The following is an 18,951-nucleotide window of genomic DNA, read 5'->3' on the forward strand; positions in this document are numbered from 1 at the left end:
AGTAGGTGGCAGGTGGCCCGTGTGGCTGCCTGCCATTTTACTGATTGACGCTGGGCTAGCGTCTGCCTGTACAAACATACGCATCCTACGGAAAAAGTCCCTGACTTTCTAGCAATACTCGCCCAGTTTCTAGTAATACTTGCCTAGTTTTCGCATTTTTCCTTAGCTTCTAGATCATCCAATTGGACGCGATCAGGAAAGGTTAGCGTTGCTTTGACGGGCTAACGGGCTTTGTGCAGTCAATTACGTGTGGCTCAATAAGGTAGCCTTCAACTGGGTAATTTTTGAGGTGATCAGCTAAAAGCTCTGCTGAGGCATAGCGTGCGGGTAAAGATATGCCGCCCTGCGATTTGTACCAAAGCACTAGGTAGAGGCCGGCCGTCGTCTTCTCAGCCTGCATGTAGGCGACCAGTTGCTTGCTCATAGCCTTGTCAACCTCCGCATGCTGTGCCTTTTTAATTTCCATGCAGACGTTCAGATCTAGGTAGGTGAAGGTCATGTCGATGGACCCATCAGCGGCAAAAACTTCCCGGTGAATCTTGATGCTTTTTTGCCGACACGCTGGATCCAGTATCGACCGGATATATTGCTGCACCTCCGTTTCTTTCTTATCATCGGTGCATCGTTCGTCTCGCCAGAAGTTCTTGTAGCCGCCCTGTTGCCGGATCGCATGCTCCAGCTCAGTAGTGATTAGATCAGAAATAAAGCGTAATAACTCGGCGGGTGTAGTAAAGTAGGGTGTTGAATTCTCTACACTAAGCGCCCACTTCTTCTTTTCTAGCTTGATAAACTTGCATATTGCCGCAAACTGCTTTTTATCATAATGCTCCTCTCGTTGCTTATAAGAAAGCAGTAGCTGCTTTAAATAGGTTACCTTTTTAGCATTGCTGGGTATTGTGTCCAAGTACTCTTCAATAGCAGTTTGGTTAGTTGTAATAACGCCATGTCTGGCAATATCGACTAGATAGTTAAGTTGGCCATTTAGCTGACTACCTAGGTACAGTTTTGCAGCCTGCTCTTGTCCACTTCCTATTACTTGGCTTAGAATGCGCTCGACGCTGTCTAAGTGATCTATTGCCATCTCTAATCCTTGGCTAGACATCGTATAGACACGGTTCTTCAACCTGGGAAGCGTGTCGATTTCGAGCAGCATTCGAGCTACTGTTGTTCTATGCATAGCCATAGGACTGTCGTCGATAACGGCGAAAACTGGGCTGTCGTCGAAGAGCGGGTGTTGAGCTAACTCGAACGCTTTGGCTAGTGCGCTCCTTATCTCCAAAATAGAACGCATACCAGCTGGCTCGTCCAGCTTTACAGATTTGGCCAAGTACTCAAAGCTTACCATAATAGGGAATCTAGAGAGGTAATAGATTGCTGCTATACTGAGCCAGATTATTGCGGAGATGCAGAAGTGCTACTGGTGGCCACACCTAGGTGCGCGAGGTAGCGGTAAATAGTGGCGCGACCCACATTTAGTAGTTGGGCAATCTCTCCACCATTTCTACCCTGGAGATAAAGCGTCTTAGCGGCCTCAGCTTTGGCTAGCGCTTCTTTGCTCAGACCTGCTGGCCTCCCTCCTTGCCGGCCACGTGCACGTGCAGCCGTGAGGCCAGCATTGGTGCGCTCCCGGATAATGTCACGCTCGAACTCGGCCAACGAGGCGAACAGGTTAAACATCAACCGACCTTGGGCTGTGGTAGTATCGAGGTGGTCTTGCAGGCTGACGAAGTGAATACGCTGCTCTTGGAATCCAGTAACCAGGGTAACTAGATCTTTAAGGGAGCGACCGAGTCGATCTAGTTTCCACACTACAATCGTGTCGCCGGTGCGCAGCTGGGTGAGTAGCTGCTTCAGGGCTGGGCGTTCCTTGGCTGAGGATGCCTTCTCCTGCACGATGGTATCACAACCATACTTTTGCAAGGCATCCGTTTGTAGGTGCAGCTGCTGATCAGCAGTGCTCACCCGGGCATAACCAAAAACCATAGATTTTTCTCATTAAGTCAATACTCGAAAGATAATGAGAATTAGAATAATGAGAACAAATAATGAGACCGAGAAAGGATGGGATAGAGGGTGTGCAGGATAGGAGGCATCTCGTTATCAATAAACGTCCGTTTTAAGAGACGCCCTGCGCTCGACAAATCTAAGGTGATCGAAATCCAGCCAGATAGCCCTATTGTTCCTAACTTATTGTGTGACTCTATATACTGAGAAAGGGAATCCGTCACTCGCTCTATTTTGAGTAGCGAGCTAGTTTCATCCACTGTTCTACTTTTTTAGTGCAGCAACCGGATTCTCCGCCCTCTGTATTCACAGCCGCTCGTCGAATATGTGGTCAATGACCTGAACAATCTGCGCTTGCTGCATCAGGGGATGTTGCGGATTGAGCAGGATATTGCGCGAGGGCGTATGCTTCATCACCACGGAGGGCACGCTGAAGGCTAGCACGGGATAGCTTGGTTGGAGCCGAGGCAACAGGAACTGCGCTAGCCCATTGGGGGCTACTATCTGGTCCCACCCAGCGGGTAATTCCTCCTCCGCGATGACTTCCACGGAATCCGGAATCTCCAGTTCCACTTGTATCAGCGGCGGCATATCCCGTAAGGGAGTGCCGTCGGTGTGCACCATCACCTCCAACATCGCCAGTTCCGGCGTGGTAGAGGTATAGAGCAGCGGTGTGCCGACCGGATTCCAGCGGCCGCCCGTCCGACGAGAGCCCTCGCCATCCAGGAACGTGTCTACATACCGCTGTTTTTGGAGGCGATATACGCGCATACTAGCTGTATACGCCGTACTCCAGGCGGCCCAGTAGTTGATCTACCACCACAAAGCCCGTCGTCATATCCAAGTACGCCAGCGGCGACCGATCATCCAGCACCCGCAGCGGCCGTCGGAGCCAGCGGTTGAATTTGCCTTGTTCTTCGAACACATCCACACCGTGCTCGGCGAGTTTTTGCAGCAGCACGAGGCGTTCGGATTCCAGCGTGTTCAGGGTACTGTGCTCGGCAATGCGCCGGGCCATGGTGCGCTCGGTAACCGATAATAAGCCGGCCTGCTCGGGAATAGTGAGCTCCAGTAGGGCCGCCAGACGCTGAAACTCGGTGAAGGCAATTCCCTCCCGGGCCTTATCCACTACCACCCGGTCATCAATCACACCGAAGATACCCCGGTTGAGCCTGCTCAATAGGGAATCTGATGGTTGCCCGACTCGAGTAGTAGATAGACGCTGTTTTCTTTCAGGGCTGACGCGTTGTACGCGGTCCGGAGAGGGACTTTCCTTCTTGTTTTTACTGGATTGTGTTGTGGTCGCCATAGTAGCAGCAATTTGTCAGTAATGATACTGACATTTTTCTACAGTAGAACGTAGGACAGGGAGTATTAGTTTTGAATGCCCGCAACTAGTGAAGTGAGATGACCTAGTTCGGCAAAAAAGCGTTAGGACGAGGGAGATTTCGAAGGGGTTGGGGCGCGATAGCACAGAGCCAAGTGCCTTCAGGTGCACTGGTTCTTGCCATTGATCGATGCCAGGAGAAATCAAGCAGTAACGGCAGGAGTAGAATAGCTTCCGACCCCATAGTTCGTTACATAATCTAATGTCCGATGAGGTAATGGTCGCCGCGGTTACTGTTGAGTTTCAAAATAGCTGATCCTGTACTGTCAGGTGGTTCGATAAATGGGAGGAGGTCAGGTTGGGTCTTCCTTGTATGCTGGCAGTTGCCAGTTCAGGGATTTGTCGCCAGCTTTGGCAACCAATCAGCAGCAACGCCTCAATGGAGAGTCGTCTGCGTTTCAGTTACAGTTAGAACATCCTCAGCTCATGCAGCAGGAGTTGTTTCTTACTGCCGAAAAGGATCCCGTCGATAAAGCCCGCAGTACCGCTACTAACACGATGAACTATAGATTTACATGATTGTCTATCAGAAAACTAAGGCAGAGTTTCGAGATGATGTATTCTCCAATTACGTCGAGAATATCATTCAGGAGCAGGTACTCAAGAAGCTAGGTAAACGCACTGGCCAGCCCGAAATTAACTCCTGGCGCAACTCCATGCAGTACATGGACCGCGTACTAAGTGACCATCAGATTCCCGATGATAGCGGCGTCAGCATCGAATACCAGCTTCCATACTCGGGCCTGCGCATCGACTTCGTGCTGACTGGCCAGGACGATGCCGGAATCGATAAGGCCATTATCATTGAATTGAAGCAGTGGTCTGAAGCGAAGGCCACCGACGAAGACGGTATCGTTGCTACATTCATCGGCCGGGGCATTCAGGAAGTAAACCATCCATCCTACCAGGCGTGGTCTTACGCAGCCTACCTCGAAGGTTTCAATGAGACGGTGTACGAGGAGAACATCCAGCTGCTCCCGTGCGCCTACCTGCACAATCATCCCGACGACGGTGTCCTGACCACCGGCCAGTACGCCGGCTACGTTGAGAAGGCTCCTCTCTTCCTGAAGTCCGACGCCGCGAAGCTGCGCGACTTCATCCGGCAGCACGTGAAGCGTGGCGACCACACTGGCATCATGTACCGCATCGATGGTGGCCGCATTAAGCCTAGCAAGCAGTTGACCGAAGCCCTGGCCGGCTTGCTAAAAGGGAAACCTGAGTTTATTCTTCTGGACGAGCAAAAGGTAGTGTACGAGACGGGCCGTAAGCTGGCCGCCAAAGCCACCGACGACCACAAGCAGGTGCTCATCGTTCGTGGCGGCCCTGGCACCGGCAAAACCGTGGTGGCCATCAACCTGCTGGTGAAACTGTCCCAGCAGCCCATGAACGTCAAATACGTCAGCAAAAACTCCGCGCCCCGCCACGTCTACAAGCGCAAGCTCACCGGTACTGTGCGCGGTACCGTGTTCAATTCGTTATTTGGCGGCTCCGGAGCGTATATCAACACCCCAGCCAACACATTCGACGCTCTGATTGTCGATGAGGCCCACCGTCTCAATGAGATGTCGGGTATGTATGGCAACTTGGGTGAGAATCAGGTAAAGGAACTGATAAACGCTGCCCGCTGCACCATCTTCTTTCTGGATGAGAATCAGCGCGTTTCGGTCAGCGACATTGGCAGTGAGGCGGAGATACGCCGCTGGGCCGAGCAGGTTGGAGCCGAGGTTCACATCAAGGACTTGCATTCTCAATTTCGCTGCAACGGGTCGGATGCTTACTTGGCTTGGCTCGATAACGTGCTGGACATTCGGGAGACGGCCAATCCTACTTTGGACGAGACGGATTACGATTTCCGCGTAGTCGACACTCCCGATGAGTTGCAGCAGCTCATCTACGACAAGAATAAGCTGAATAACCGTGCCCGCATGGCTGCTGGCTACTGCTGGAAATGGAACAGCAAGAAGGACGGGCAACAGCTGGACTTTCAACTGACGTCGACTTTCCGCCACCGCTGGAACTTGACCAAATACGGCAACCACTGGATTGACGAGCCTAATTCTGTCACCGAAATTGGCTGTATCCACACCACCCAGGGACTTGAATTGGACTATCTGGGCGTCATCATCGGCCCCGATCTAGTAGTCCGCGACGGCAAAGTAATTACCAACGCCTTGGCCCGTGATCAGTATGATACCACTGTAAAAGGGCGGAAACAGCTGATGAAGTCGGCCGAGGGCCGGGCACTACTCGATGAGGTGATTAAAAATACCTACCGCACCCTCATGACCCGCGCCATGAAAGGCTGCTACGTGTACTGCACTGACCCTGAAACAGCTGCCTACTTACGTCACCGCATCAATAATCCTGTTTAGGTCAAATTAGTAAACAGTTTTTACCTGAAGAAATATCTCAGTCAGCCAAAATTTATCATGAGACTTGTTGCTATATATATCGCTGAACATGAGTACCTGTTTAGTATACCTCAGTCAATCAATTTCGGTGGTAAATACTTGTATTCGTTTGAAAAAAGCCAAAGTCCTGATTCCATTTTAGTAACTAGAGAGGTCAACCCTAATTTCATTGAGGGTTTTTTTAATATAACTGGGTCAAAATCGAAAGTCACCAATCTTAGCGCTATCGTCGGCCAAAATGGCGCAGGTAAATCATCTTTGTTGGATGTCATACGAAGCATTTTCATAAGAAACGGATACGCACTTCCTCAGTCACAATGTCTGGTATTAGCCGAGTCTGCTACTGGGAATAAGTTGTTTGTGCTACGAAATGACTTTGCCCGAATTTCTTTGAGAAACAAGACGAATGACGAAGAAGGAACAATTACATACAAAAGTCAAAGAATAACTTCGTCTCCTAGCAAGAGCGCTCAAACTCTATATTACTCCCCTCATTTTGACTATAAGTATAATCCTAACTTCGATAACGTAGACGGGTACGATATTTCCTTTGATCGAATTTTAGAGGAAGATCTAAATGAACTTGGTGAGATGGATGCCAGTGATGGGGGCGGAGCTTATTCTATTAACGAAGAGTTAGCATTTAAGAATTCACTTCGACAGATAGAGTTCCTAAGTTCCGACCTGGTAGCGAAGCACCAAATATTCAAAGACATCTACCCATTAAAACAGCACGGAAATCCTATTCTCAAGATTCGAGGTTATAAACAGCAGGAGCGAGAATGGAACACTCCTGAAGGTTTCCGGGAAATACTTAAGTTAATTCATCATAAAAATGAAGAAGAGCTTCGAGCCTGGGCCAAGGTAAGAGATGATGAGGATCTAAGTCAAGTTGAAGTATATAGATATATATTTAAAAGAGAGGTTATAAAAGCAGTACTTTCTGTTTTTTATCAGCAAATGGAAAAAGAAAATCATTACCTATGGGAAGGTAGATTTCCTCTTTCTGATTTAAGAGAAAGTCTAGAAAATTCCACTTCCCACGAAGCTCTTAATATTTTTATTGAAAACGCTGAAATGGGTAAAGGAGAAAATGCGAAGAAAATATTGTTAGATTCTGGGTTACGCGAGCTTGTTGAAAAGATATTCTCATCTATTGATATTGTTGAAGGGGAGTCAAATATTGAAAGCCGAGAATATAAGACTTCAAAACAAGATGCTATAGAAATTTTGTCCTTGCAGAGAAATTTTATTAAAGTATTTAATAAATACTATCGTGTCTTCGCTAAGGATAATGATGGCTATATGTTATCCGATGATTATAAAATACGAGGATTTGTAAATTATATGCCATTCGATCAGAAACTCAGTTCTGGCGAACATGCTTTGCTAAACTTGTTTTCTAGAATATATAATTTTTTGACTGAAAACTTAATTGATAACCAATTTAGAAAGCTTCACGAACATTATATTATATTACTCGATGAAGCAGATCTATCCTTTCATCCTATTTGGAAGAGACGCTATGTAAAAGCACTTCTGCAAACATTGCCTTATTTTTTTGAACAACTCGATAAGCATCCTTCTATCCAAATAATTTTCACCACTCATGATCCCTTGAGTCTTTCCGATTTGCCCAACTGCAATGTGGTGTATTTGAGAAGACCAAGTTATGAAGAAGCTGCCGTAGTGTCAGATTATAGTGACATGAGCAGGCCGTCCAGAACGTTTGGGGCCAACATTGCCGAACTATTAGCTGACTCTTTCTTTCTAGATGGAGCTTTGGTTGGAGATTTTGCTCAGGATATTATTCAAGAGACAATTAAGTGGCTTGATTCCCCAAACAGAGAGAAGGCTGAGCGATACAGCAAGATTATCAAGATGGTTGATGAACCTATTGTTCAAACGAAATTGGCGGAGATGTTTGATGAAAAAATGACTAGTAATTTACAGGCTGCGGTCATTGATGATCAGATACGCAAACTTCAAGAACTAAGAAAGAAACTAAGGAGCTGATGCTATATATCCCACCGCATAGCCTTAAGATATTAAAAGCCAAAAAGGCCTTTCATGTAGCTATGGCAGACTTCGTATACGAGAGGATAGATAAAATTGACACGATAAAGGGAATAGATTGCAATAGAGTAAGGCTATTATTTGATATAGTTTTGAATGACAATATTGATGATATTCTTATTGGAGAGCCAGCTAAATTAATTGAGTTGAACACAAAGATTAATCCTCTAATTCAACGTGAGAATGACTTGAAAAAAGCAGTTGAATATGTTTTCAGCTACGATGTATTTTGTGATGAGAAAAAGATAAAGTACTGGGCTTACGATCTTGCTTCTGCTTTAAAAATAGATACTTGTGTATACTGTAATAGAAACTATACTAGTACTGTCGTTACGCAAAAAGGAAAAAAAGTGACTAGACCACAGTTCGACCACTTTTTTGATAAAGGAAAAAACCCGTTACTAGCCATTTCGTTCTATAATCTCATACCAAGCTGCTCAATATGTAATTCCAGCATCAAGGGAACTGCAACTATGAACCTAAGCACTCATCTGCATCCATATGTTGATGATGGTTTAGCCGATATCACTTTTTCATACAGGTATTCCCACATAGCACCTTCCGGAATTAGAATAAAGGTCGAAGCACCTAACTCTCTTAGAGCTAGTAATACTATAAATGTGTTTGCGATAGAGGAAATATACAACGCACATACAAGTGAATTACAAGACTTGCTTCGGATAAGAAGATTCTTCTCCGATAGATATCTGGATATACTTAATAACAGTCTATTAAAGGGTGTATCTGTGTCGAAGCCAGACCTATATCGAGTAGTGTTTGGGACTGAATATGAAGCATCCAACTTCGTAAAAAGGCCATTCAGCAAGTTTAAGAGCGATATCCTGAAAGAATTGGGAGTTATCTAATCGAAGCAATTAAGCGGTACTTAAACTATCGTGCACTTTTGCTGTAATCTGCGCAAAAGCTGGATACTAATAGTAGTCACCGCAGACTTCTACTTTTTTGGTTCACCATGCGCCTCTACGCCGGTTCCTCCACCAACTTTATCACCGCCGCCGCTCACAACGCTATTGTCGGCCAGCTCCAGGCCGCCTTCTTCGACTACTACCGCACTGAGCCTCAACCCAACGAAGTCACCTCCTGGCGCAATTCCCTGCGCAGTGTTAGTGAGGTCTTTAAGAAGGCCAGCCTGCTCGACCACGGTGTCCTGCTCGAGTACCAGCTTCCGCTTACTTCCAAGCGCCTCGACTGTCTCATCTGTGGCCACGATGCCCAACAGCAGCGCCAGGCTGTCATCATTGAGTTGAAGCAGTGGTCCGAGACCCAGCCCTCCGCTGGCCCCCACGAGGTAGTCACCTGGCTAGGCGGCCAGCTCTCCGACGTGTTGCATCCCTCTGCCCAGGTAGGCCAGTACCGTCAGTACCTGGCCGACGTCCATACGGCCTTCAACGACGCCGACGCGCCCATCCAGCTGCACGCCTGCGCCTACCTGCACAACTACACCTTCACTGCCACCGACGCCCTGCTCGAACCCAAGTTCACAGAGCTGGTGCAGCAAAACCCGCTCTACGGCGAAAACCAGGAGGCCGCGCTAGGTAGCTATCTGCAGCAGCGTCTGACCGGCGGCAATGGCTATCCTGTCCTTGAACGCATTGATGCTGGCCGCTACCGCCCCAGCAAAAAGCTGCTTGACCACGTCGTGGGCCTCGTGCGCGAACAGCGCCGCTACGTCCTGCTTGACGACCAGCTCCTGGTCTACGATCGGGTCCTCACCGCCGTGCTCGATGCTCAACACCGGCATACCAAAACCTCCATCCTAGTCAAAGGGGGTCCCGGCACCGGCAAGTCCGTCATTGCCCTGCACCTGCTGCCCGACCTGCTCCGCCGCAATTTGAAGGTTCACTACGCCACCGGCTCCAAGGCCTTCACCGAAAACCTGCGTGACCAGTTCGGCCGCCGCAGCCATAGCTTCTTCACCTATTTCAGTCATTATCGCCTATCCCTTCCTAACTCCCTTGATGTAGTCATCTGCGACGAAGCCCACCGCATTCGTAAATCCAGCACTAGTTTCCGTACACCAGCTGCCCAACGTAACAACATACCCCAGGTTGAAGAATTACTTCAGGTAGCAAAGGTCTCCGTCTTCTTCATCGACGACCACCAGCGCGTCCGCCCCGACGAAATCGGCTCCTACGACTCGCTTAAACAAGCCGCCCAACGTTTGGGTGTTACTCTAGCTGAGTTTAAGCTCGAAGCCCAGTTCCGTTGCAGCGGTTCCGCTGGCTTCATCAACTGGCTCGACAACACGCTTGGTATCCAGCGCACTGCGAATGTCCTGTGGAGTACACAGCAGGGCTACGAATTCCGCATCGCCGATTCTCCCGTTCTGCTGGAAAAGATGCTGGCTAAACGCCGCCAGCAGGACCACACTGCCCGCATGGTAGCCGGGTTCTGCTGGCCCTGGTCCAAGCCACAATCCGATGGTCAGCTAGTCAACGACATTATCATCGAGAACGACCAGTTCAGCTATACCCGTCCTTGGAACGCCAAAGACAGTGACGGCCACCTCGCCCCCGGCATTCCCAAATCTTCCCTGTGGGCGACCGACCCCGATGGGGTCCACCAAGTCGGCTGCATCTACACGGCCCAGGGCTTCGAGTTCGATTACGTCGGCGTCATCGTCGGCCCAGATCTAGTGTATCGTCAGCAGCAGGGAGGGTGGGTAGCTAATAAAATAGCCTCTTCCGATACTGCCATCAACAACAACCGCCTATCCCCCCAAGAAGCCTTAGAATACCTGCGCAACACCTACAAAGTCCTTATGACCCGCGGCATGCAAGGCTGCTACGTCTACTTCACCGACGACGAAACTCGCCGCTTCTTCCAGAGTCGGATGGAGTAGCGACCATTCTACGCGCTATTTTCAAGCTTACTTACCATTGCCAACCAGTTTCTCTCAAGTCCGAGTCAACTACATCTTACAACTATGCCTTCCACTAAAATCAGCAGTGACAAGATTTTCGTCAAAAAACTATTGGAGATGTGGTTCCGCATCCCTAGCTATCAGCGCGCCTACGTTTGGGGTAAAGATCAGGTCTATGAACTCCTGGATGACCTTACGTATGCTCAGACAGAGAATAAATTTGATGAATACTTTCTCGGGTCCATTGTGCTACGCCGACAAACGGAAACACCACTGGAATACGAGGAGTATGAGGTATTAGATGGACAGCAACGACTTACTACGATCCTTCTATTACTGGCTGTAATCCGAGACTTATTTGATAGCCCCAAGATGGCTGCGTCCTGTCAGAAATGCCTTTGCCAGGAGGAAGATGTGCTTCTCAATGTTCCTGGTCGCTTTCGTTTAGAATCTGACCGGGGTAGTCAAGTGCAGAAGTTTTTTAAAGACCATGTTGAAAAAGTTGGTGGCACTCTCGATAAGCAGCTTAAGCAGAAGTGGGATGTCGAAAAAGAAGATAAGTCGGCACGCAACATGGCACTGGTTGTACTGGAACTACAAGCTTATCTTAAAGAATATTCCACTCCATCCCTGATCGAACTTACTAACTTCCTACTCAATCAAGTGCTACTTATCTACGTGGCCACTGAGGACATGAATGATGCCTTTCGACTGTTCACGATTTTGAACAATCGGGGTATGCCATTGCGCAACAGTGATATTCTCAAAGCGCAAAACCTAGGCAAAATTGCAGATAGCAAAAGGACAATTTATGCTAAGGACTGGGAAGATATGGAAAGCGAATTAGGAGATGACCTTGACCGTTTCCTGGCGTACGTGCGGACCATTTTGGTCAAGGACAAAGCCCGTTATGGGCTTACAACTGAGTTTCGTACCAAGATCTTCGGAGCGGGACTAGTGGAAGAGGGCAAACCGTTCCTCGATTTACTATTTAAATATTTCCAGCATTATCAGCATCTACTCATCAACAAACAGGGTGGCACGCCGGAACGCCGTCAATTCGACAACCTTATTTCCCTCATGCAGGAGGGCTTACCGGGTACCGATTGGGTTCCGCCCCTACTGGCCTACTACAATAAATTCAAAATGGAAGGGCTACTCACCTTCCTGGAACACCTCGATAACAAGGTGTCCGCTGACTTGATGACTGGGGTTCCCCCAACCAGCCGTATCGAGAACATGAATACTATTCTCAAGGCCATTGACAACACCAAACTATCCACCGACATTAACAACCACGAGGAATTGTTTGCCGTCGACCAAAACGACCTATATGGGGTATTAAACGGCAAGATGTATGGTCGACGATTCACTAAGTACGTGTTACTTAAACTCAGTTACCTGAAGCTAAATCATGACCTTACCTCGCTGAATGTAAGCCGGGCCATTACCATTGAACACATCCTTCCTCAAAATCCAGAGCAAAATAGCCAGTGGACCAAGGACTTCACACCCGAGCAACGCGAAGAGTTAGTACATAAAATAGGAAATCTAGTCTTGCTAGGCCGAGGCAAGAACGCTTCCTTGGGTCGCCATGATTTTGTGAATAAAACTACCAAATACTTCAAAGGCTACCTAAGCGTATCGCCTCACATGGCCAATACGCTGCATAACAAAAAGACTTGGCATCCGAGTGATATTACAAGCAGTCAACAGGAATCTGTAAAGAGCCTGCTAGATCATTATTTTCCTAATTGAACTATAACTAGATATATGTTCTGTAAGAAGAACTAATGGCAGCTGAAAAACCGATAAATAATACCCTTTGGGCAGTCTGGATAATCATCTTAGGAGCCCTTTTAGCACTTGTCCTTCCTTGGACGTTAACTCATCTATACTCCGGAGTCAACTTCGCCGCAAAGGACCCCATCGGCGACACTATCGGCGGCATTGCCGGCCCAGTCCTCAACTTCGCGGGCCTGTTGGTCGTGTACTTTTCCCTGCGCGAACAGTTTACCTCCAACCAAATTCAAATCCAGAACTTCACTAAAGAGCAGCACCGCAGCGCCAACGAAAGCACCATTAACACGGCCTTCAAACTCATTGACGATCTGCGTACCGAAGCCCGGCGCATTCAGGATCAACTGCCACTTCGCGGCTATGATCTAACGGAAATGACAGGTTACATCGACCATGATAAATTCCCCGATTTCTCAGAAGTAAACTACGAGAAGGAGCCCCAGCTACTCCAGTATCAGGCTACCTTCGAAGAGGCTGCCTCCAGCGAAGGCTATTCCTTCCAGCGTCTAGTGCTCGACTATTTTCAATCTGTAGCCACCCAGACCAAGGTACTACGGGCTACAGTAAGCATGTTCTTTTACTTGCTGAATAACAGCCAGCTGCCGCCTGCCCAGCGCATTCATCTCTATCATATCGTACTGGCTTTCTACGAACCCCTGGTCATCAACCTCCTTGGTGGTCTGGAAATATTCAGTCATTATCGGAAGCCAATTGATGAATTAGTCCAACAAGCCTGGATTCTGCAGCAGGATATGCGTAACTCATATGAAGCCTTTTCTGATCTGGCTGAGCATGACCCAAACGATGAAAGGCTTAGTCACTGAGTTAAGAAAGGCGGCTCTACTACAAAATAGTTACCGAACTATTCCATTTTAACTGGGAAGCCCCCCACGAAACTGATGGAAGTGAGGAACTGGGCTCCCGATAAGCCCGGCACTGTTTTGCTTGCTCTGGCAAATAGGTAAGGAACAGAGGCTTCGGCTCGGATATTTTTGAGACGAAACGTTAGCGAAGGTTCGAATCCTAGATGAATCGTGTTCGGGCTTAGTAAAAAATCCTTCCGCATTTGCCGAATTGGATCTGAGTGCCGTCCAACGTCCCCCTGAATACTTCGGCCAATTAAATTGATTCCTAAACGCACCGAGTTGCCATTCAGCCGCCGTTGATCTTCGGGAATAAACTCATAGAACAGGCCAACTTTTCCCCCAATATTCGAGACATCGACGAACGTGTTCCTTCTCACCATTGCTGTATCACCATTACTAATCTGCTGCACCTGGTCGTAGTACCCCCATACGTTGTTGGAGGCCGCCAGCTTGATTTCTATACCGCTGAACAGCTTGAATAGTGGCTTCGCGCCATTGGCCCGGTACCAAAGCATGTCGACAATGGTAGACTGCTTGGAGAAGCCGGGAATCAGCACGCTACGACCGTACAGGCGGTTGTTTGCCACTATGCCGTTCACCCGTGCGTGCAGAATGGTATCTATCGTCGAGGCCACATTGACCTTCGCGTCCAGTTGTAATTCCCATTTGCCATTCCAAATCCGCCAGAATAAGATGCCCAAGCCGGTATTAGCCGCTATTTCTCTCTTTTCATTGCTCAGCCCAGCCTGAATATCCCCGTTGCCCACAAAATAGAGCTCTGACACCTGCTTGTCTTCTCTTAGCTTTTCATCAAGCCGTTGTGTCAGCGTGAATTGGCCCCGTACAGGTAGTACCAGGATACCTAGGAGCCCCAGCATTGTAAAAAGTGTCTTCATCTGACAACAGGATTAGAATGGAGAAGTATGACACCCACGCCGACAGAGAATCGCCTGTAGTCCTTGCTACTACTTTATTTAGTACGCACTAAACCAAAGTGTTAGCCATGGTGTCTGAGACGCTTGATGAGCGGTTCACGAGTCGAAGTATAATGATTAGTCTATAATAATGTTCTTTGTAATTATATCAAAATAATTATTAAAATACTCGATAAAGTTACAATTAAGTCTTTTAATCCTAGTGCCCGTCAGACAATTACACTTACTACCTTTATCCTTTCTAGTAAGCTCAGGTCTTCAGGCAGACCCCATTTAGCGAATGACCATTCACCACCCTCTCAACGACTTCCTCTACAGCCTCTTTCCCGAAGCCCAGACCTTCGGCCAGAACGCTCAGCAGCTCGTTGACCACCTCACCGACTTCTATACTTTCGGTCCCTACCGCCCCACCGTCACCATCAAAGGCGACACGGTCGAAGTAAAGATTGATACCAACGCTATTCGCACCCAGCAGGCTGAATACCAGAAGGTGTTACGCCTGTGCGAAGACCGGCAATTCCGCCAGGCCCTACCACGGCTGCACCAGCTCATCGAGCAAAATCCTACCGTTTCGGAATACCACCGCGTGCTGGGTCAGGTACTCTCCGAGCTGGGTCAGCCAGAGGAGGCCCTGGATGCCCTCCTCGACGCCCTGCGCTGGGACCCGCGCAACGGCTACGCCCTGATCATGACGGGCAACATCTACGCCCGGCAGCAGGAAGACCTCAAGTCCGCCAAAACCTTCTACGATCAGGCCCTAACCCTCAACCCACGCGACTTCATTGCCATAAACAATATCGGCGGCAACCTCATGCAGTCCGGTCGCCCTCAGGAAGCAGAACGGTACTTCGAGATTGCCCACGAAATTGAGCCTAACTATCCTAACACGCTCTATGCGCTGGCTATGGTGCGCCAGCAGCGCGGCGCTTACGAAGAGGCCTTTGACTTCGCTACCCGCGCCCTGCGCCATGCCTCCCTCGGTGATCCAATCCTGCGGGCCAGCTTGGCGCTAGCCACCGAAACGGCTACCAAGTACCTGAACAGCACTAATACCTTTTCCATTGCCAACGAGTACCAACTGCGCGTACAGGAGCAGGCCGGCAAGGAAATCCGTGTCGACGAAGATGCCTACCTGCCTACGGCGGCCAAGCTGGAAATAGCCGAAAACTACAACCGCTCCTATCACCACGTTAAATTCAAGCCCGATTATCCGGCCGTGGAGCACCTGATCATGCACGAGATTGTCCATCTCGACTTCGTGCTGCAGGCCCGCGCCGCCGGTAATAACCAACTCTTCACCACCAACGGCCCGCGCAAAGAGAAATTCATTCGCGCCGCCGAGCCCCAGCTTAAGAAGCTGCAAAAGGCTGGTTATAAGGAGCAGAACATTGCCGGCTTCGTGGACTCCATCTTTGAGGGTATGATGCGGCAGATCTACAACGTGCCCATCGACTTGTTCATTGAGGATTTTCTTTACCAAGAGTTCCCCGAGGCGCGTCCGCTGCAGTTCCTCTCCTTATTGAAATTGCTGCAGGAGTACATTGAAGCAGCCCGCAACAAACAGGTAGCTGAGTTTTCGCCCCCCTCCGTGCACAAAGCCAATACGGTTCTCAACCTAGTCATGGCCCTGCAGTTCCGCGACCTGTTCGGTTACAACGCTGTGCCTGATTTTCGGGCCCCGGCCACCCAAATAAAAGAGGCCGAACGTCTTTGGGCGGAATACCTGGAGTACCGAGCCGACCGCCAAGCGGGCGAAGAGTACGAGGTAGTCCAGCACTGGGGCGACGACCTAGGGTTAGGGGCCTATTTCGAGCTGAAGGATGAGCAGGCGGTTCGTACTGATCAACCAGGCGCCGGCAGTGGCCAGACTCCACCTAGTGCTTCCCTAGCGTCTACCGACGAGCCCGCTGGCGAAGAATCCCCCGAGGAGGTCTTAAACCGCATCGAGCGTGACCCACTCGGCTTAGACGAGCCTGAACCCGCCGATGCCCGCAAAGGTCCACTTTCCTTTAGCGACAGCCCCGCCGGCGGCATGGCCGTCATGTTTTATTGCCTCGATTGGCTGAAGTATTTCGAAGGTAAAACCCGCCAGCAGGTGCAGGATGTCACCTTCGAGATTGCCATGCTCGGCCGCTCCGGCCTCAACCCCGGCGACTCCGCCCAGAAATACAGCTTGGCCTCCGTACCCGGCAAGAAGTATTCTGCCCTACACCTGCTCACCGGTATGTACACCGGCTTCCAAGAGCTTGACCCTAGCCTCGACACCGGTCTTGACTTCGCCAACGAGCTAGCCATGGCCCGCTCCATGCACAAGAGAGATGAATAGCCCCATTGACGACCTACTTCAGCAGCTGCGCCAGTTCCGCGACGAGCGGGACTGGGTCCAATTTCACAACCCCAAGGACCTGGCCCTGGCCTTAAGCATTGAAGCCGCCGAGCTAAACGAGGTCTTTCTCTGGAAAAGGCCCGAGGACGCCGACCCCACTAAAGTCCGCGAAGAGTTGGCCGACGTGTTATTGTACGCGTTCCAACTAGCCGATAAATACGGTTGGGACATCCCGCAGCTAATGCAGGAAAAGCTGACGCGCAACGCAGAGCGGTATCCAATTGACAAAGCTAAAGGCAATTCGCTCAAATACAACGAATTAAATTAACATAGCTTCCTTGGTAATACAAAGCGCCTAATGGTATAATCGGGCGCTTTTACGTTGTATAGCGGTCCATGAGTGCAGCTCCTTATTCTCCCACCTAATGGCATATGTATCCGGTGAGCAGGTAATTGCCACTATTCTCAAGCATGACACTAAGACTACTAGCTATAAAATGGCGCTGCTACGAGCCATTAACGACGTAGTACTAATGTATCCGGATATGGCTCGCAAGGGCCAGGCAGTCGCTGTTCCTCTCTCCCGTATCGCAACGCTATGGGCCGCGTATTACTGGCCATTCGTCGACGAGCAGTTGCCCATCTACCAAAAGGCCCGATCCGTTGTCAACGGCCAGCTGCAAAATGACATATCCTTCCGCCCAGCACTTAGCAGGCTGCGTTTGCAGTGGCAGCAGGAGGTGCAACTGACACCGCAAGCGGCGGATGGTTTTTTTCTACTGACTGAAATGAGTACGCCCCGACGGCGGGCAACCTATAGCGCTACCCTACAGCAGACGTATAAGCTGGCCACAGAAGCTATAACGGGGGCGATTCAGATGCCCATCAGGCATTCTGGTCCGGGAGAGTGGACGGTATTTGACAAGCCGGCCCGACTCGACAAATTAGCTATACCTGTTGTCCCCTTACCAAGTACGCAAGCCAACGAGGTTTGCCTGGTCATCACAGCGGACTTGTGGCAGGCATTTCACCGCTTGTCCCTGTACATCGAAGCACTTTGCCTTCACGAATGGTGCCTCTTTACCGAAAAAGTGCCACAAGACGCAACTCATGAAGTCACCCGTGGTGTCATCTACACCCTGCTCACGGCCCGCCCCGACAACCGCCGTCCCCTCAGCTGGGAGCGTAACCAAGTCGACATTCTGCTGCTGGAGCAAGTCCCCATCTTCTGCCTGTGGACCGGCCGGCGCATTACCCAGCCTGCCCACTATGACCTCGACCACCTGCTCCCGCTCAAAATTTATCCCATCAACGAGCTGTGGAATGTATTGCCCGTCGATAAAGAGTTCAACCAGCGTAGAAAACGCGACCGAATTCCCAAAACTTCCGACCTATTCGCGGCGCAACCCCGCGTAGCCGCTGCGTATACGGCCTATCACCATTCTACTAAGCTTCGTGCCGCCATCCACGAAGACGCCGCCCTACGCTTCGTTAATCTCACTCCAGGGCCCTCCTTCGCTGACTCGCTAGCCCAACAAGCGCTTTCCTTCATCGATAATGTGGCCACGGCCCGTTTCGCCACTCGATTTTAATTCTCGCGGCTGTTGTCGAACGCTCTAAGCTGCTAAAACAAGGGGAGGCTAGTTCCTAAATGCGCGTAACAGGCGAAGCTAAGGTTTCTTCTTTAGCTTGGCTTGGTTCGTAAAACCCTTGCTTAGCCTTGTCGCGCCGAGTTCTGCAACAGCCTGTCTTGTCCTACGATACGTTGACCATTTTTGCCTGATTTGTTGGTTTAGTTAGGGTTGGATTGGCTTCCTGAGTGGCTCCAAACTGTTCCATCCGCGTGACATGCGCTTGTGCGGTGACTTCTGGATTTCGCTGCTCAACGCCTACCACCACCGCAAGTGTTGGAAGGATCTACGCTTTGCATTCGTGCTGGCCAACACCTTCAAGAACCCAGACGGCCAGAGTGAGCACCGCAACATTGATGCTGAGCAGAAAGCGTGGGAGTTCCTGCGGCGCTGCTTCGGAGAGGCCATCCAGCTGAAAAAGGATACACACCTGGCTAAGCGCAAGCATCAGTTTCAAAAGACCATGAACCTGCCCCTCTGATACAACAGTAATAATATACAAAAAGGGAATGCTTGGTATAAGCATCCCCTTTTTGTATATTATTACTGTTGTATGGTTCTTTTTACACGAACCATATCATCAAAGTCATTCCTTAAAATAAGGAGTTTAAGAGTAGATATAAATTTATTT

15 protein-coding genes are annotated in these 18,951 nt (G+C 49.5%); 10 read left to right on the forward strand and 5 right to left on the reverse strand.

What is annotated here, in order from left to right; genetic code table 11:
- Positions 1-202 precede the first annotated feature (202 nt).
- The 4 genes from IEX74_RS21950 to IEX74_RS21965 form a co-directional block, all read right to left on the reverse strand.
- Positions 203-1,327 (reverse strand): DUF8371 domain-containing protein, encoded by a 1,125-nt coding sequence (locus IEX74_RS21950; protein ID WP_188816239.1) that lies wholly within the window; start codon positions 1,325-1,327, stop codon positions 203-205.
- 65 nt (positions 1,328-1,392) lie between these two features.
- On the reverse strand, positions 1,393-1,983 hold the full coding sequence (locus IEX74_RS21955) for a recombinase family protein (protein WP_188816240.1): 591 nt from the start codon (positions 1,981-1,983) through the stop codon (positions 1,393-1,395).
- 327 nt (positions 1,984-2,310) lie between these two features.
- Entirely contained in the window at positions 2,311-2,775 is a 465-nt protein-coding gene (locus IEX74_RS21960; RefSeq protein WP_188816241.1) for an RES family NAD+ phosphorylase, read from the reverse strand.
- 1 nt (position 2,776) lies between these two features.
- Complete coding sequence (locus IEX74_RS21965) at positions 2,777-3,184, reverse strand: Xre family toxin-antitoxin system antitoxin (protein WP_229755415.1); 408 nt, start codon at positions 3,182-3,184, stop codon at positions 2,777-2,779.
- A gap of 722 nt (positions 3,185-3,906) precedes the next feature.
- Between IEX74_RS21965 and IEX74_RS21970 the strand changes: the two genes are divergently transcribed.
- The 6 genes from IEX74_RS21970 (at position 3,907) to IEX74_RS21995 (ending at position 13,386) form a co-directional block, all read left to right on the forward strand.
- Positions 3,907-5,763, forward strand: coding sequence for a DUF2075 domain-containing protein (locus tag IEX74_RS21970; RefSeq protein ID WP_188816243.1), 1,857 nt, complete (start codon positions 3,907-3,909; stop codon positions 5,761-5,763).
- Between the two features lie 57 nt (positions 5,764-5,820).
- Complete coding sequence (locus IEX74_RS21975; protein ID WP_188816244.1) at positions 5,821-7,818, forward strand: AAA family ATPase; 1,998 nt, start codon at positions 5,821-5,823, stop codon at positions 7,816-7,818.
- A gap of 62 nt (positions 7,819-7,880) precedes the next feature.
- A complete protein-coding gene (locus tag IEX74_RS21980) occupies positions 7,881-8,744 on the forward strand; it encodes a hypothetical protein (RefSeq protein WP_188816245.1) in 864 nt (287 codons plus the stop codon).
- A gap of 107 nt (positions 8,745-8,851) precedes the next feature.
- Complete coding sequence (locus IEX74_RS21985; RefSeq protein WP_188816246.1) at positions 8,852-10,741, forward strand: DUF2075 domain-containing protein; 1,890 nt, start codon at positions 8,852-8,854, stop codon at positions 10,739-10,741.
- An 84-nt stretch (positions 10,742-10,825) separates the two neighbouring features.
- Positions 10,826-12,520: a DUF262 domain-containing protein gene (locus IEX74_RS21990; RefSeq protein WP_188816247.1), complete on the forward strand. Its 1,695-nt coding sequence runs from the start codon at positions 10,826-10,828 to the stop codon at positions 12,518-12,520.
- Positions 12,521-12,555: 35 nt separating this feature from the next.
- Positions 12,556-13,386, forward strand: a complete 831-nt coding sequence (locus IEX74_RS21995) for a hypothetical protein (protein WP_188816248.1) — start codon at positions 12,556-12,558, stop codon at positions 13,384-13,386.
- A 38-nt stretch (positions 13,387-13,424) separates the two neighbouring features.
- Here the strand turns inward: IEX74_RS21995 and IEX74_RS22000 are convergent, their stop codons facing one another.
- Positions 13,425-14,324 carry a hypothetical protein gene (locus IEX74_RS22000; RefSeq protein WP_188816249.1) on the reverse strand — a complete coding sequence of 300 codons (900 nt, stop codon included), beginning with the start codon at positions 14,322-14,324 and terminating at the stop codon, positions 13,425-13,427.
- A gap of 319 nt (positions 14,325-14,643) precedes the next feature.
- On the opposite strand from IEX74_RS22000, the gene IEX74_RS22005 reads away from it, so the two are divergent.
- The 4 genes from IEX74_RS22005 to IEX74_RS22020 all read left to right on the forward strand — a co-directional run bounded on the left by IEX74_RS22005 (position 14,644) and on the right by IEX74_RS22020 (position 18,801).
- On the forward strand, positions 14,644-16,689 hold the full coding sequence (locus tag IEX74_RS22005) for a tetratricopeptide repeat protein (RefSeq protein WP_188816250.1): 2,046 nt from the start codon (positions 14,644-14,646) through the stop codon (positions 16,687-16,689).
- On the forward strand, positions 16,682-17,017 hold the full coding sequence (locus tag IEX74_RS22010) for a nucleotide pyrophosphohydrolase (protein ID WP_188816251.1): 336 nt from the start codon (positions 16,682-16,684) through the stop codon (positions 17,015-17,017). Before IEX74_RS22005 ends, IEX74_RS22010 begins: the two co-directional genes overlap by 8 nt.
- A gap of 97 nt (positions 17,018-17,114) precedes the next feature.
- On the forward strand, positions 17,115-18,281 hold the full coding sequence (locus tag IEX74_RS22015; RefSeq protein ID WP_188816252.1) for a DUF8808 domain-containing protein: 1,167 nt from the start codon (positions 17,115-17,117) through the stop codon (positions 18,279-18,281).
- 256 nt (positions 18,282-18,537) lie between these two features.
- On the forward strand, positions 18,538-18,801 hold the full coding sequence (locus tag IEX74_RS22020) for a hypothetical protein (protein WP_188816253.1): 264 nt from the start codon (positions 18,538-18,540) through the stop codon (positions 18,799-18,801).
- The last annotated feature ends 150 nt before the right edge of the window (positions 18,802-18,951 follow it).

The organism is Hymenobacter cavernae (genome assembly GCF_014641455.1).
Classification (GTDB): Bacteria; Bacteroidota; Bacteroidia; order Cytophagales; family Hymenobacteraceae; genus Hymenobacter; species Hymenobacter cavernae.